17 protein-coding genes and 2 tRNA genes are annotated in these 12,687 nt (G+C 45.0%); 6 read left to right on the top strand and 13 right to left on the bottom strand.

What is annotated here, in order from left to right; translation table 11 throughout:
- Positions 1-3 precede the first annotated feature (3 nt).
- Positions 4-468, bottom strand: coding sequence for a CBS domain-containing protein (locus VJ249_03555; GenBank protein ID HKZ93643.1), 465 nt, complete (start codon positions 466-468; stop codon positions 4-6).
- Positions 469-621: 153 nt separating this feature from the next.
- Here VJ249_03555 and VJ249_03550 point away from each other — a divergent pair.
- Both VJ249_03550 and VJ249_03545 read left to right on the top strand, forming a co-directional pair.
- Positions 622-727: transfer RNA gene (locus tag VJ249_03550), tRNA-Met, on the top strand.
- Between the two features lie 63 nt (positions 728-790).
- Positions 791-882 (top strand) — tRNA-Thr (locus tag VJ249_03545).
- A 3-nt stretch (positions 883-885) separates the two neighbouring features.
- On the opposite strand, the gene VJ249_03540 is transcribed toward VJ249_03545, so the two are convergent.
- From VJ249_03540 to VJ249_03525, 4 genes are all read right to left on the bottom strand, one after another.
- The gene (locus VJ249_03540; protein ID HKZ93642.1) at positions 886-1,584 is read right to left on the bottom strand and encodes an N-acyl homoserine lactonase family protein; all 699 of its coding nucleotides are present in this window, start codon (positions 1,582-1,584) and stop codon (positions 886-888) included.
- A gap of 21 nt (positions 1,585-1,605) precedes the next feature.
- Complete coding sequence (locus VJ249_03535) at positions 1,606-2,301, bottom strand: HAD family hydrolase (GenBank protein ID HKZ93641.1); 696 nt, start codon at positions 2,299-2,301, stop codon at positions 1,606-1,608.
- Positions 2,302-2,400: 99 nt separating this feature from the next.
- A complete protein-coding gene (locus tag VJ249_03530) occupies positions 2,401-2,826 on the bottom strand; it encodes a Zn-ribbon domain-containing OB-fold protein (protein ID HKZ93640.1) in 426 nt (141 codons plus the stop codon).
- A gap of 7 nt (positions 2,827-2,833) precedes the next feature.
- Positions 2,834-4,114 carry a thiolase domain-containing protein gene (locus VJ249_03525; protein ID HKZ93639.1) on the bottom strand — a complete coding sequence of 427 codons (1,281 nt, stop codon included), beginning with the start codon at positions 4,112-4,114 and terminating at the stop codon, positions 2,834-2,836.
- A 45-nt stretch (positions 4,115-4,159) separates the two neighbouring features.
- Between VJ249_03525 and VJ249_03520 the strand changes: the two genes are divergently transcribed.
- The gene (locus tag VJ249_03520; GenBank protein HKZ93638.1) at positions 4,160-5,299 is read left to right on the top strand and encodes a M20/M25/M40 family metallo-hydrolase; all 1,140 of its coding nucleotides are present in this window, start codon (positions 4,160-4,162) and stop codon (positions 5,297-5,299) included.
- Positions 5,300-5,685: 386 nt separating this feature from the next.
- Here the strand turns inward: VJ249_03520 and VJ249_03515 are convergent, their stop codons facing one another.
- The 4 genes from VJ249_03515 to VJ249_03500 form a co-directional block, all read right to left on the bottom strand.
- Positions 5,686-5,898 (bottom strand): hypothetical protein, encoded by a 213-nt coding sequence (locus tag VJ249_03515; protein HKZ93637.1) that lies wholly within the window; start codon positions 5,896-5,898, stop codon positions 5,686-5,688.
- A gap of 204 nt (positions 5,899-6,102) precedes the next feature.
- Positions 6,103-6,318: a DUF2283 domain-containing protein gene (locus tag VJ249_03510; GenBank protein HKZ93636.1), complete on the bottom strand. Its 216-nt coding sequence runs from the start codon at positions 6,316-6,318 to the stop codon at positions 6,103-6,105.
- A gap of 88 nt (positions 6,319-6,406) precedes the next feature.
- On the bottom strand, positions 6,407-6,595 hold the full coding sequence (locus VJ249_03505; protein ID HKZ93635.1) for a type II toxin-antitoxin system HicA family toxin: 189 nt from the start codon (positions 6,593-6,595) through the stop codon (positions 6,407-6,409).
- A 31-nt stretch (positions 6,596-6,626) separates the two neighbouring features.
- Complete coding sequence (locus tag VJ249_03500; protein HKZ93634.1) at positions 6,627-6,851, bottom strand: type II toxin-antitoxin system HicB family antitoxin; 225 nt, start codon at positions 6,849-6,851, stop codon at positions 6,627-6,629.
- A gap of 307 nt (positions 6,852-7,158) precedes the next feature.
- On the opposite strand from VJ249_03500, the gene VJ249_03495 reads away from it, so the two are divergent.
- Positions 7,159-8,166 (top strand): hypothetical protein, encoded by a 1,008-nt coding sequence (locus tag VJ249_03495; protein HKZ93633.1) that lies wholly within the window; start codon positions 7,159-7,161, stop codon positions 8,164-8,166.
- An 85-nt stretch (positions 8,167-8,251) separates the two neighbouring features.
- On the opposite strand, the gene VJ249_03490 is transcribed toward VJ249_03495, so the two are convergent.
- A complete protein-coding gene (locus VJ249_03490) occupies positions 8,252-8,407 on the bottom strand; it encodes a hypothetical protein (GenBank protein ID HKZ93632.1) in 156 nt (51 codons plus the stop codon).
- Positions 8,408-8,672: 265 nt separating this feature from the next.
- Here VJ249_03490 and VJ249_03485 point away from each other — a divergent pair, with 265 nt between their 5' ends.
- Entirely contained in the window at positions 8,673-9,620 is a 948-nt protein-coding gene (locus VJ249_03485; protein ID HKZ93631.1) for a hypothetical protein, read from the top strand.
- Between the two features lie 947 nt (positions 9,621-10,567).
- Here the strand turns inward: VJ249_03485 and VJ249_03480 are convergent.
- A complete protein-coding gene (locus tag VJ249_03480) occupies positions 10,568-10,984 on the bottom strand; it encodes a hypothetical protein (protein ID HKZ93630.1) in 417 nt (138 codons plus the stop codon).
- Between the two features lie 302 nt (positions 10,985-11,286).
- Here VJ249_03480 and VJ249_03475 point away from each other — a divergent pair, with 302 nt between their 5' ends.
- Positions 11,287-11,547 (top strand): hypothetical protein, encoded by a 261-nt coding sequence (locus VJ249_03475; GenBank protein HKZ93629.1) that lies wholly within the window; start codon positions 11,287-11,289, stop codon positions 11,545-11,547.
- A 107-nt stretch (positions 11,548-11,654) separates the two neighbouring features.
- On the opposite strand, the gene VJ249_03470 is transcribed toward VJ249_03475, so the two are convergent.
- Both VJ249_03470 and VJ249_03465 read right to left on the bottom strand, forming a co-directional pair.
- Positions 11,655-12,014 (bottom strand): nitroreductase/quinone reductase family protein, encoded by a 360-nt coding sequence (locus tag VJ249_03470; protein HKZ93628.1) that lies wholly within the window; start codon positions 12,012-12,014, stop codon positions 11,655-11,657.
- A gap of 261 nt (positions 12,015-12,275) precedes the next feature.
- Positions 12,276-12,687, bottom strand: a 412-nt coding sequence (locus tag VJ249_03465; protein ID HKZ93627.1) for a GNAT family protein, incomplete at its 5' end; no start/stop codon positions are given.

The raw sequence follows: 12,687 nt of genomic DNA, 5'->3' as shown, positions 1-12,687 counted from the left end.
TTCTTAAACTACATAGAAGTCTAATACTTTTTTCATGTGCTTGGGTGGCAGCCAACCTGACTTTTGAAGTTCTTTGATGACGCCTACCATTTGAGGTTCAATGCGCGCTGTCCGCGCGATGTCAGTCAGTGTTATCAAACCGATTATCGTGCCCTCTTCGACGATGGGCAGTTTCTTGATTTTCTTCTGCAGCATCAGTCTAACGGCGTCTGCAATCTCCATATGCGGTGCGCCTACGACTAGGCGTTTGGACATTATCTGGTGAACCTTAGTTTTTTGTGGGTTCAAGCCTTGTTCCACAATTCTCTTCAGCAAGTCTCTTTCAGTCATTATGCCCAAGGCTTTTCCCTTCTTGATCGCTATAAGGCACCCAATTTCATGCTTGTTCATGAGTTTGGCAGCATCTCTAATAGTGGCGTTTGGATCTATCGTAACCACTTTGTTTATCATTATGTCTTCTATTTCCATGTTCGAATCACCATTCTGATGCGTCTTTCTTCTGTCGCTGATAATAAGCGTGTGTGAATGAAGACAAACTACACGCAGTCCAAAACCAAAATATAACCTAGGCGGCATTAGAAAGCCTCAAATTAACGCTCGCGCTAGAGCTATGGCACGTTTGCCGGGGTAGCCTAGCTTGGTTTGGGCGCCAGACTCATAATCTGGAGAACAAAGGGGCAAACGCCCAGTCCAGAAGTCGCGGGCTCGAATCCCGCCCCCGGCACCAAGAACTTGTTTTTTTCTCGTCACCAAATTTTAAAATATTAGGTTGCTTGTTGTTGATGAGTGTGCCTCGGTAGCTCAGCCGGTAGAGCAATAGCCTTGTATACATAGGCTCAAGAAAGCTGTAGGTCGCGGGTTCGAATCCCGCCCGGGGCTCCATTTCTAAAGCATTAGTTGTTCGTTGTCGTGAGAGTAAATGTACATTGAATTGCTTATTGCCTTCAAGCGGTCAATTGACATGAGGGCTTCATGGGAAGAGTAGAGCACGCCGGGTATGTTCCTCTTCTCCAGACTTTCTTTAACGGGCGCGGCGTCGCCGCAGAAAACATAGTTCCTTTCACCCGACTTGACGACAACTGACTGGTGTCCAATAGAATGACCTGGAGTTGGAAGCAAGAAGACGTCCTCTGTGACATTAAGCCCGCCTTGAACGAGTCTGTAATGGGCTTTGATGTTGAAAAGCTCTTTGATGTAAGCTGCTTCTTGAAATCTCTCCGGCTGTTGAGCATACCTGAATTCGTCGGCTTGAACAATGAATTTGGCGTTCGGAAAAAGGGCGTTATTGCCGCAATGGTCAAAATGAAGATGCGTGTTTATCACAATGCCTATGTCTTCAGGTTTCATCTTTTGCTGGGCTAGTTGGGCTTTCAGGTTGTGCTCAGGCTCCCTTTTTACTGCATAGAATTTTCGGTACTTTTCTGGCGGCTCGCCTATTCCAGTGTCAACTAGTATGTTTTCACTTTCAGCCATAATAAGGAGGGATTTTATGGCTGCCTCGTAAGGCTGTGCCATGTACTTCATGTAAACTAGGAAACTCTTGTCTAAAGTGACGAATCCATCACAGAGCAGGTACAGCTTCAAAATCCATCACTAGGTATGGAGTCAGTCTGTTGCTGATTCAGTTTGGTCGAGTTTTTCCACAAGAGGGATGATATCTAGCGGCGATGAGATCAGGCAGTTGGCTCCTGCCCGGGTCAGTTGCTCTGGCGTAGCAAAGCCTGTTGACGTACCAACGGCGAAAACATCGAGTCCTTGTGCTGCCTTCATGTCGAGTACACTGTCGCCTATAACTATGGTTTCTTCTGGCTTGACTTTCAATGCTTTCAAGACAGTCTCTAAGTGAATCGGGTTAGGCTTCACAAAGTCCACTGAATCTCGGGTTACAACTGTTCGGAAGAAAGGCTTCAACCGAAACGTTGACAAAATGTGTTCAGTTGCTCTCTGGCTGTTTACAGTGAAGAGCCCCAGCTTAAGCCTCATTTTTTTCAAAGCCTGAAGCGTTTCAATTATCCCAGGCAACAGCTGTGTGGATTTGGCGCTTTCCATCTCGTACTTTTCCATGATACTCCAAACGTCTTTTTTAAGCTTCGAAAGGTCCTTAGCGCCTACACGGTGGTTCTGCAAGTAGATTTCGGCTTTCTTCAGCATTTCAAACACGCTTTCGTTCATCGAGAAAATTGACTGCGGAAATCCCTGGCTAGTGAAGAATTGTATTACGTCTGCGCGTGCTGATTTGTAGTCTAAGTTGAAGCTGACGATTGTGCCGTCAAGGTCAAACACCACGGCTTTTACGTTCACTGCATTTCACCGCTTTTCAGACGCGAAGCATTTCTGCGGCACAGAGGAATGCCAACAGCATAATATAGTTTGTGGTGTTTCTCCGAATGCCACTGTTGTTTACGCTGGTTTGAAAAAGTACCTTGGCCATTGTGGCCATTGCGGTTGTGTTTGTGCAGGGGCTGAGGGCGATGTCGAAGTCTTTTCGAAGTCCACTTTGAGTGTCATGCCGATTTGAATCTTGTTCGGTTCGATGTCTCGAATCATGCCTAGGAGCTGACTTCCGTCATCGAACTTGACGATGCCGAGGGCATAGGGAACCTTTGATTCGAATTCTTTGGGCGACACGTGAATCATGGTGTATGTTAACAGTTTGCACTCTTCGTCCACGGGAATCCATTTCAAATTTTGGGACAAGCATTTTGAGCATGCGGGTCGGGGCGGCAGAGTCACGGCTCCGCAATTGATGCATTTGGCTGCCATCAGTTTGCCTTCGCCCACAAACTTGTAGAAGCTCTCTATCGTGAAAGGTCGAACTTCAGACATCTGCTTTTCATCCCCTCTTGTAAACGTTAACTACTCCCGTTGCGCCCAAGCCTCCGATGTTGTGGGTTAAGCCGATTTCAGCTCCTTTCACCTGTCGTTTCCCCGCTTGCTCGGTTAATTGTAGGTAGATTTCGTAGGCTTGCGCCGTGCCCGTTGCGCCCACAGGATGCCCTTTAGCTTTTAGTCCACCGCTCGTGTTAACTGCAACCTTGCCATCTAACCCTGTTTGTCCGTCCTCGACTAGGCATCCGCCTTTGCCGCGCGGGCAGAAGCCTAGGTCTTCGTACGCGACGATCTCAGCGATTGTGAAGCAGTCGTGAACTTCGGCTACGTCAATGTCTTCGGGCTTGATGCCTGCCATTTTGTAGGCTTCCTCTCCAGCTAGTCGACCGGCGTCAAGGTTTGTTAGGTTCTCGCGTTCATACAAGCCAATCGTGTCGCTGGCGTGTCCTGAGCCGATTATGTGAACTGGCGTGTCAGTGAATCTCTTCGCTATTTCAGGCTTGGTCAAGACTAGGCAGCTGGCTCCGTCGGTTATGAGTGAACAGTCGTACAGTTTCAGAGGCCAAGCCACAACCCTTGAAGACAATGCGTCTTCCAGGCAGATTTCTTTTTGCATGTGTGCTTTTGGGTTCATTGCGCCGTGGCGATGATTCTTAACGGCGACTAACGCCATCTGCTTTTCAGTTGTGCCATACTTGTGCATGTGCGCTTGGCCAACCATAGCGAATAAACCTGGAAAAGTTGCGCCTTGCCACTGCTCAAATGGGAAGTCGCAAGCCATGGCGAGATACTCAGTGACATCTGAGGTTTTCCTGTGGGTCATTTTTTCGACGCCGCCTACCATCACCACGTCGTAAAGGCCTGACATGACTGCCATGACTCCTGCTCGTATGGCAACTGCAGATGAACTGCAGGCAGCTTCAGTTCTCATTGTGGGGATCGGCGTCAACCCAATCCAGTCTGCCACAGTTGGACCCGTGTGCCCTTGATGCTCAAAAGATTCGCCCATTTGGCCCACAATCAACGCTTTGATGTCTCTTTTTGGATCGAGATTTGGACATTTTTCATAGGCGTCCTTCGCCGCTTCAACAAAGAGTTCTCTGCCGTAAACGCCGTCGAATCGCCCAAACTTGGACATGCCCGCTGTAACAATTGAGACTAGAGGTTTTCCAGACATGAATGTGCATGCTCCCATGAATTTGGAAGCAGATGATATGGCTGATCCCATATTAAAATCATTCCAGACGGGTTCGGCATCCCATTGCAAGATTTTATCTGCACTCAACAGGATACCTCTGAAGTTCAAAGCCACGAGTAGGTTGCCAAGAATATGAACGCTGTTGAAATTTTGAAGCAACTGATCGAGTTTCCCACATATCAAGTCACGTTGGACAAAGTTGAAAAGGGCATGCAAGACTGCGCCCATTTCCTGTCTGCACAGCTTGAGGCGCTGGGCTTTCAGGTTACGCTTGACGATCTTTTCAACGTTACAGCTGAAAGAACGTTCAATGGAGATAAAGTCTTCCTCTTGAACACGCATTTTGACACTGTGCCGCCCTCGATTGAATGGGGTGACGCGTTGGTGCCCAAGCGGAAAGGCACTCGGCTGATTGGGCTTGGAGCCTCTGATGCGAAGGGAGGGATTGCTGCTACTTTGGCTGCGCTTTCGTGTTTGGACAGTTCGCGGTTTGCCAAGTTGATTGTTCAGTTCGTGAACTACGAGGATAATGGAATCCAACTAGGTGGAAAGAGACTGCTGGGTATGCCGTATTTTCTCTCTAATAATCGTGGGTTTACTGCTGACTATGGCGTAAACATTGAGCCCACAGTTCGGAACGACAAGTGGACAGTGAGCCTCGGATGCACTGGGCGAGTCTCTTTCACAGTTACGACGATTGGAAAAGAAGCGCATTCGTCGACGCCGCATCAAGGAAAGAACGCCATTTACGACATGGTCAATGTAATAGCGGCGTTGAGGCAGATTCCGTTGGGCAAATTTAAGATGGGTGATTTTGTGGGAGAAATGCCTGTTAACGTGGCTCTGATCGAAGGCGGCAGAGCCATAAACATTGTTCCAAGCGAGTGCAGGATAACTTGTGAGAGAAGGATTCTGCCAAATGAGGATCCTCAGGCGATAATTCAGACGATTCGGTCCGCGCTTGAGAACTTGCAGGATGTCAAAGTGAAATGTGAGTTCAGTTCAAATGTGCAGTTGCCTTACCTCGTTGATAAAGAGGAAGACGTGGTTAAGCTGGCTGTGAAGTCGTGTGAACGCGTTGTTGGGTATCAACCTCAACTGCGTATTGGTTTGGGAAGAACTGATTCCATGTACCTGTATCATATGGCTGGCATCAAGACTGTGATTATGGGTCCTGGGCATGTGGGTCACGTGATAGGTGAGAATATTAGCATAGACCGTTTGGATGAGTTCGCGGTTATGTTGGGGCATCTGCTTAAGCGTGAGGCGTAGGCGGATTCATGGCGTCAGGGTTGGGGTCTATTAGTATGAGTGCTGAAAATTTTTTTCAGCGTGAAAGTTCCACTTTTCAGTTTGCTTTTTAGGCCCTGTTCATGGTTCTGTATGGTGTTTCTGGCACTGTTGGCTCGTGTTTTAGCGTGACGTTCAATGTTGGCATGCGTGACGTTTAATGTTGGTATGCGTGGCTTTGAGTATGTTGAGCGCTGCGGCTGTGAAGACTGTGTCGAAGAAGAAGGTGACATACCCTTAAGGCCTTCTTCTGCCAGTGTTGTGATTGTGTGCGTGATGAAGTTGACTTTCGCTATGGTTTCATCATCATCACGTATGGGTGTGGCTGAAGCTGTACGGACGTCATCATCAGTGTGTTCCGGGTGACATCAACGCCTCCCAATGTCATGTGTTAAGGGCTGTGGCTGTTTTGAAGTTGTTGTTGACGTTGAAGGGTTTGCCACAACAACTTCTTCGATGTCGGAGGTGGGTTTCTTTTCAGATGTTATTAACTTCCGCTTAGAATCAGTAATAACACCGAGGTGGGTTTCTGCTTTAGAAGTAGTAGTCTGCGCCGCGTGTACGTTGACTACTACTTCCATGTTGTAGGCGGCTGGCTGTGTGGGCGTTGATGCCCAACTGCTCTTAGTGTCATCAACAAAGTTTGAGCGCTTTTCTCTGGTGGTCTGTTTGGGTTCTTTTATGGTCTATGGTTTTGATGATTTCCTCAAGTAGACTGCTTATTTCTTGAAGTAGGGTTCGTTCCTTATTGGTTAGGAGAAGGTTGCTTGGAGACGTGGTTTCGTTTACTGCGCTGTTTGGTGTTCTGAGGGTAGTCTTTTTGAGAAGCTTATGACTGTGAGGCCTATGACTTTTCCGTGTTTGTATCTTACTACTATGTCGTTTTGGGTTAGTTTGGATTCGTCGGCTTCTGTTGGTTTGCCGAAGCTTATGTAGAGTATGTCTCGTTCTTTGTCGTATGTTACGTCGAGTTTTTCTATGTTTTCTACTGTTGCCTCCACAGGATTTCCCTCTTGAGTATTCTATCCAAGTCGGATGTTATGAATCCAATCTTTCAATATTACGGGAGAGGTCAGTTTTCTTTTTGGTTCACTTTTTTCTCAAAAGTTTCAGAAATTCTTCTTTTGTTAGTCCTGCTTGAGCCATTATCGAAAGAAGGGTACCTTTCTTTACTGCTTCATGTCGTGGAACTGTGACCTTGTGCTTACCATCCGTCAGAAATATGTGGCTGCCTCTTTGATGAACGACCTTGAAATCAGCTTTGTTGAGTGCCTTGATTATTTTTCGCCAAGAAAGGGTTGGTAGCTTCTCAGACAGTTATTTGCACCAACTCTCTCTTTCGCTTGAGATGTTCCAGCTCTTCTGGGAATGCTTCCAAGTAGCCTTCTATGGCTTCTCGGATGTTGGTGAGGGTTTCTTTTCTTGTTTCTCCCTGGCTGATGGCTCCTGGGAGCTCCAGGCACTGGGCTGAGTAACCTCCCTCTTCTTCTTTCCTTAAGACAACTGTGAGTTTCAGATTCTTGACTTCGACCATTGCTTGAACCTAAATGCAGTTTATGCTTCAACTGAAATAAAGTTTTCCAGAAAGAAACAGGCGCTGTTTTGTGTTTTTCAGCGGTGTTGACTGGTGTAGTGCTTTGTTACAGCAACTTCTTGGATGTTGGAATGCGGGTCTGAGTGTTTCAGATGTTATTAACTTTCGCTTAGGTCAGGTGATTACACTGAAGTGGTTTCTGTTTGGAAGCAGTGGTTTGCGCCTCATGTTTGAGGGCGTCCGAAGGAGTAATGTTCATCAAACTAAATATGCTGGCGTGGATTAATGAGGGCTTGGAGATGCGGTTTTGGCTGACTGGGTCGTTGAAAGGATAGTTCACTTCGGAGCAGGGGACTTCTTGAAGGATGGGTTGCCGCATTTCGGTTTTCATGACAGGGCTGGAAATCACTATGCAATTTTTCATCAAAAGCACTTCCTAGGTCTCATAGGAGAAGATGATCGACTCGAGTGGACAGTGGCGGCGCGTCAAGTTTTTGAGGGCACGCCTAACATCGTTGCAGAACTGAATTATCCCATGTACATAGACAATCTGCCCGATGGCACCCTTACAGTCTCAAACTTCGGCGACGCCCGCCTTTATCGCATTGATGTTGAAAGAAAGAAAGCCGAATTGTTCGTTGATGGTTCCAGATTAGGGATGAAAGATGCTGGCAACTGTGTGGTGGACGATGAATGCTTAGTGTGGGTGAACGAGGTCAAAGGTTGCAAGATTTGGAGGTTTGACGGCACAGGTAAGCCTGTGTTAACCCTTGGTGATGGCACATCTGGTTTCCAGTCTGGCGCAGTAGATTTTGGTGAAGCAAAATTCAGCTGGATCTACGACATAAGGAGAGGACCTGGTGGTAACATCTACGTTCTGGATAGCAGGAATTTCGCGGTTAGGTTGATTGACCTGAAACGTCGTGTGGTCAATACCTTAGCAGGAACCGGAAAGGCAGGTTATGAAGGAGACGATGGAGACGCCCTGAAAGCTACCTTTGGCAGTGATCCAGCGGCGCGATTCGACGGACCAATATCCCTGTCGCTTGACGAGGAAGGAAATATCTTCGTGGGGGACCGGATGAATCACGTCGTGAGAATGATTTACAGGAAGTCAGGCACGATAAGAACGATTGCTGGAAACTACCATAGCGTTAAGGGCGTCAGCAACAAGCCTGAAGAGAAAGATCCGTTTAGGCTCAATTTACCTGAAATAAGCAGCATGGATTACTACAATGGGCACTTGTTTGTTCCCACCGACCTTTCACCTGAGGAGGGCGACTTAGCAGTGCTGAGAAGAGCCGCGATAGCGTGAAAGCCGACATGGTTGTGTTGCTGGCTGTGCTTGGACCGTTGTAGTTGAACTTGCAGGCGCAGACTGTTTATAGCGATCTGAATTTTTACGAGTCGTTAGCTTCTGCATAGAAATTGTAGTAATGCCGAGGTGCTTCAGGTTTAGAAGTAGTAGTCTGCGCCGCGTGTACGTTGACTACTACTTCCATGTTTGCGGACTCCTGACTGTATGGATGCTGATGCCCAACTACTCTAGGTGTCAACAACAAGCTTCCGGCATTATGCATAGGTCTGTTTGGGGAATTGTATGATGACTCGTGGAAAACCTTATGTTGACACAAAGAACAGGCAGGTAGTATTCAATCGAGATTCGTTTTGGGTTCAGGAGCTGGAACGAATCCGATAGTCTAAGCTAATACGCTTATAGCCTGAGGGAAAAATGAATTGGATGTGTTCACCCGTCTAAGAAAAAACCTTCTCAATAACGTAAACGCTTACCTCGCCTTGTTTTCAGTAGCGTTCATTGTAGTGAATGTTTTGCTGATTTTTAGATTTGACCTACTGTTCATTTCTATTGCCATTACTGTCTGCATGATGTTGATAGGGCAAATGCTGTTAACTACTACATTGAGCATCACATATGTCTTCTACATGTTTTCGTGTTTTTCTGTCCAAGCAATATCATTGTTGTATTGGGTAGCTCGACATGTGCCTATTACTGATGTTTACCTTGCAGTGTATGGGTTGGGTGCTGCTTCCTTGGTTTCCATACCTTTAGTGGTTCACTTATTCACAAGAAAAAGACTTGGAGACTTTCCAATGATTCCAACTTTCTCGATCTTTTTCGTTGGCTTGCTTTTGACATTGGGATTGTCGCAAACGGTAGAGGGACGTACTTCAGACATGTTTTTCGGATTAACGATGCTCCTCTTCAGTATCACATCAATAATTGGCTCAAACATGTCATGGAGGACTCTAATTCTACACAGAGAACTCGGAATAAGTGATAGAGGAAAATTCATACGAAATATCAAGGATGAATTTCTAAAGAGGATTTCGGATGAAAATACCCGCAACGATGTTGACTTGCTTATGCATTATCTTCGTTTATCTCTTGATTCTTTTGTCGAGGGCAATTTCGATGACAGCTTTATGAATGCCTACAAAATCGCTTTTGATTTGAATGGCAAAGCATTCGAAGCAATTTTCGTGCTTCCAGAAAACAAAGACCGACAAAAGCGCTTTTCGGAAATAAGACATCGTTTGTCTCATGCACGCATCAGCGAGAAGAAAACGAAAGAACCGAAAGAAACAAAAGAAGAGAAAAAAGACCTTCAAAAACTCAAGGATGCCCAAAAGAGACTCTTTCAAGATAACTTGGATATTCTGGGAATAGTAAAGTCAGAATTTATTGAGGCTGCATTGCGAAAAGAAACTATCAACTCTCTTTCTGAGATACAAAAGCATAAAGACTAATCTCTCTCAGTTGAATCCGACAGATAATCCTCAGTTTACCTAGCGCGCTCTAAAAGAATAAATCTACAAACAATGTGATTGCAATCGTGAAAAAGAATAATCTGAAATTGAGAGTGAGCATTCAGGCATTTTCGAGAACTGTTTTTGATTTCAGAAGAATTCTCTCAGCGTGTATTTTTCTCCTAGTCTCCAGTATAGCACTTTACATAAGCTTTTCAATTTATCCTCCTACAAATTCCATTCTCGAGTTGTCCCGAGCAACACCTTGGGGCATCGTGACTTCTATTTTTGTTCATTCGAGTCCGATACATCTTGCTTATAACATGGTCGGGCTTTTCGCATATACGCTTCTGTTCGCGGTCTGCAACAGCAGTCTGACATCCGAAACTAAAAGAAGAATCCAGTCATTTTTCTTGGTCTGCGCTTTTGGGTCAGCAGTTGCATCAAATATCTTTTGGGTCTTCTTGACTTCTCAACCATCACTTGGAGCTTCTGGGGTTGTTTATGCTGTTCAGGGAGTCTTATTGGGGTTCTCACTTATCAATGGTCTAAGTATTTTGAATTGGGAAAAATTCAAAACCCAAGAAAAATCCACGAAACTCATGGTCCTATTCAATCTTTTAGTTTTGATTTCGCTACTTGTTCAGATTTTTCTTTCACCTGAAATATTCTTGAGCGTTGGCGTTGGAGTCAACGTTGTTGCTCATGGATTTTCTTTCTACCTGAGTCTCGTAATAACATTTGTCTGGAACAATTATGTCAAAAAAGTATCTATTTTGGTCTGACTTCTCACACACGCCATGGGGAAGTTAGGTCTTCACACCTAAAGAACTCATAACTTGCCTTTCCACTTCCCGAAATCAACCTCTGCCTGCTTCGATTTTGTCTTTTTCTGTGGCGCTCCACATTAAGACAAAAATTCTGGGTTGAGAAAAAAGTCGAAGTTCTCAGGTAGGCGGGGGAGCATTGACTCTTTCCCTACTCAGTCGTATCCTTCTAAGTTCGATGACAAAGGTTGTCCAAAAGAGGGCAAGACCAATAAAAAAGAAAACTAAATTGGAACGAGTCCAACCCTCAACGGAGAACGCTGCATATATCCCAACAACGTGACCAGTATATATAACAAAAACAGACCAATTTCTCACGGAATTAGGTGCAAATATTGAAAATGCAAAAAGAATTATCAGACAGAAAAATGCAAGCCCAACACAGACAGCCTGATACCACTCTCCAAACACGTTGAAAGAAGCTGGGAATTTTGAAAAACTTATTTTGTCAACAAGGAGAGAAATCAGCCAATTACCATAGAGGGCAAAAACCACCGCTTCAAATAGATTAAGTCTGTTTAACCTATCTTCAGCCAATTTGCTTCACTTGGTCTATTTCCTAGAGTTCGGCTCTAAACAGCTTTCTTCATCTGTTGCTCATATATTTTTGTCTATCTTGCGTGTGTCTCTCTCTGTGTGTCACTCTCTACGTGACTCAGAGAGAGTGTCAGTCAGATAGTCAGTCAAACTGTGTGTGTGCATAGAATTTCGATCACACACACAGGGGAAACGACGACGAGACGACGACGACGCAAAATAACGACGACGGAGACACAAAAAAAGCTAGCTAGCGTTAGTTTTATTGCTGGTGCGTTATGAATTCATAGGTGTGAAGAAAAATGAGTAGAATAGATTTAGGAGATATAAGAGAGGAAATTAAACAGGAAAAATCGGGTTATATTGAAAGAATAATACAGCAGTTCATCATGCAAAACTATGCGCAAGCTAAGACGCCGGATGGAACTTTTGATCTTGAAACGTGTGATAAACCTGTATTGAAAAAAATCGTAAGTGAGCTAATTAGATTATTAAGCGAGACCCTGTTGAGAGAAGAGGAAATTTCCGAGTCAGATAAGGTTACCAAACAGCGCAAAATTTGACCAGGTCTTTCTATTTTTAGCTAACTAGCGAAAACTTTGCAAGCGCGCGCCTTCTGTTTGGGTTTGGGATAGAAATTCTAGTAGGGGATTCGTAGTGAATCTCACCTTTACAGCATATCAATCGTTGAAATCTCAATTATTGTTGACTCTGAGAACCAGTCGTTAATTGTGTCTTCGTCTGCATTGCCATAATATTTAAGGTAGAGAGCATGTTTTCCCAATTCAAAAGCCTCCCCACCTTTAGCAATTCGAGCGTTGCCCTTAAACTGGATCTTTCCGATCTTAAACTCGACTCGACCATCCTCAAGAATGTTTTTCATCCAGTCAGTGTACGCTCCTTCATGGCTAAGATAAATTTTCTTTCCAGCTATTGCAAACCACAACTCAACTGTGTGTGGATTTCCAGTCTTCCTACCTCTAGTCGTTAAATAGATGTACTTCTCATCGGCGACTCTGCTAACATCCATGTGACTCAACACTCACTCCCGTAAAGTTGTTTATATCGGTCAGATTACCTTTACGCGCGATTCAGCCTTCTTCAACAGTGAAGAAAACGCTAGGAACCTTGCGCACGCTATTTGTTCTGGTCACTGCTTGTCTATCTGTACGCGTTTGTTTGTATTTGGCAGAGTGTGTAGCGCGCACGGATAGAGTTTCTATGCATACACACACAGAAACGACGAATGGGTTGGTTGGATAGAATTTCTATGCACACACACAAATCTGAGCTATCTTGAAGTTGTTTTTGTCAGTATTTTTGGTTCTTTCCATTCTTCGCGTATGATGCTGTATATGCAGTCATCTCTCCACTTTCCACGGCAGTAGAAAGTTCTTCTGAGAATGCCTTCTCGTTTGAACCCAGCCTTCTCAAGCGCTTTCCATGATTGAACATTTTCTGTGTCAGCCTTTGCCTGAATTCTCATTATGTCTTTGGATAGAAATAGATAGTCGATTATTACCTGAATCGCTTCGTTGGCATAGCCCTTGTTTCGCTCGTTGGGCACGATGTTATAGCCTATCTCCGTTTCGCCCGCTGACAGAAAATGGGAAATAAAACCGATTTTTGTTCCATCCTTCTTCTCAATGAAAAACCATTGTGCATCTTTAATATTGTCGTAGAGTCTTTCCAAGTCCACCATC

The organism is Candidatus Bathyarchaeia archaeon (genome assembly GCA_035283685.1).
In the GTDB taxonomy this organism is placed as follows: Archaea; Thermoproteota; Bathyarchaeia; order Bathyarchaeales; family Bathyarchaeaceae; genus DATETJ01.
The sequence above is the reverse complement of the archived record's forward strand: the minus strand, read 5'-3'. Positions and strand labels throughout refer to the sequence as shown.

Excerpts from the sequence above, each read along its gene's own strand:
- VJ249_03555 (HKZ93643.1), bottom strand. The coding sequence starts at position 468 with ATGGAAATAGAAGACATAATGATAAACAAAGTGGTTACGATAGATCCA.
- VJ249_03530 (HKZ93640.1), bottom strand. The coding sequence starts at position 2,826 with ATGTCTGAAGTTCGACCTTTCACGATAGAGAGCTTCTACAAGTTTGTG.
- VJ249_03520 (HKZ93638.1), top strand. The coding sequence starts at position 4,160 with ATGAACGCTGTTGAAATTTTGAAGCAACTGATCGAGTTTCCCACATAT.
- VJ249_03515 (HKZ93637.1), bottom strand. The coding sequence starts at position 5,898 with ATGGAAGTAGTAGTCAACGTACACGCGGCGCAGACTACTACTTCTAAA.
- VJ249_03500 (HKZ93634.1), bottom strand. The coding sequence starts at position 6,851 with ATGGTCGAAGTCAAGAATCTGAAACTCACAGTTGTCTTAAGGAAAGAA.
- VJ249_03475 (HKZ93629.1), top strand. The coding sequence starts at position 11,287 with ATGAGTAGAATAGATTTAGGAGATATAAGAGAGGAAATTAAACAGGAA.
- VJ249_03470 (HKZ93628.1), bottom strand. The coding sequence starts at position 12,014 with ATGGATGTTAGCAGAGTCGCCGATGAGAAGTACATCTATTTAACGACT.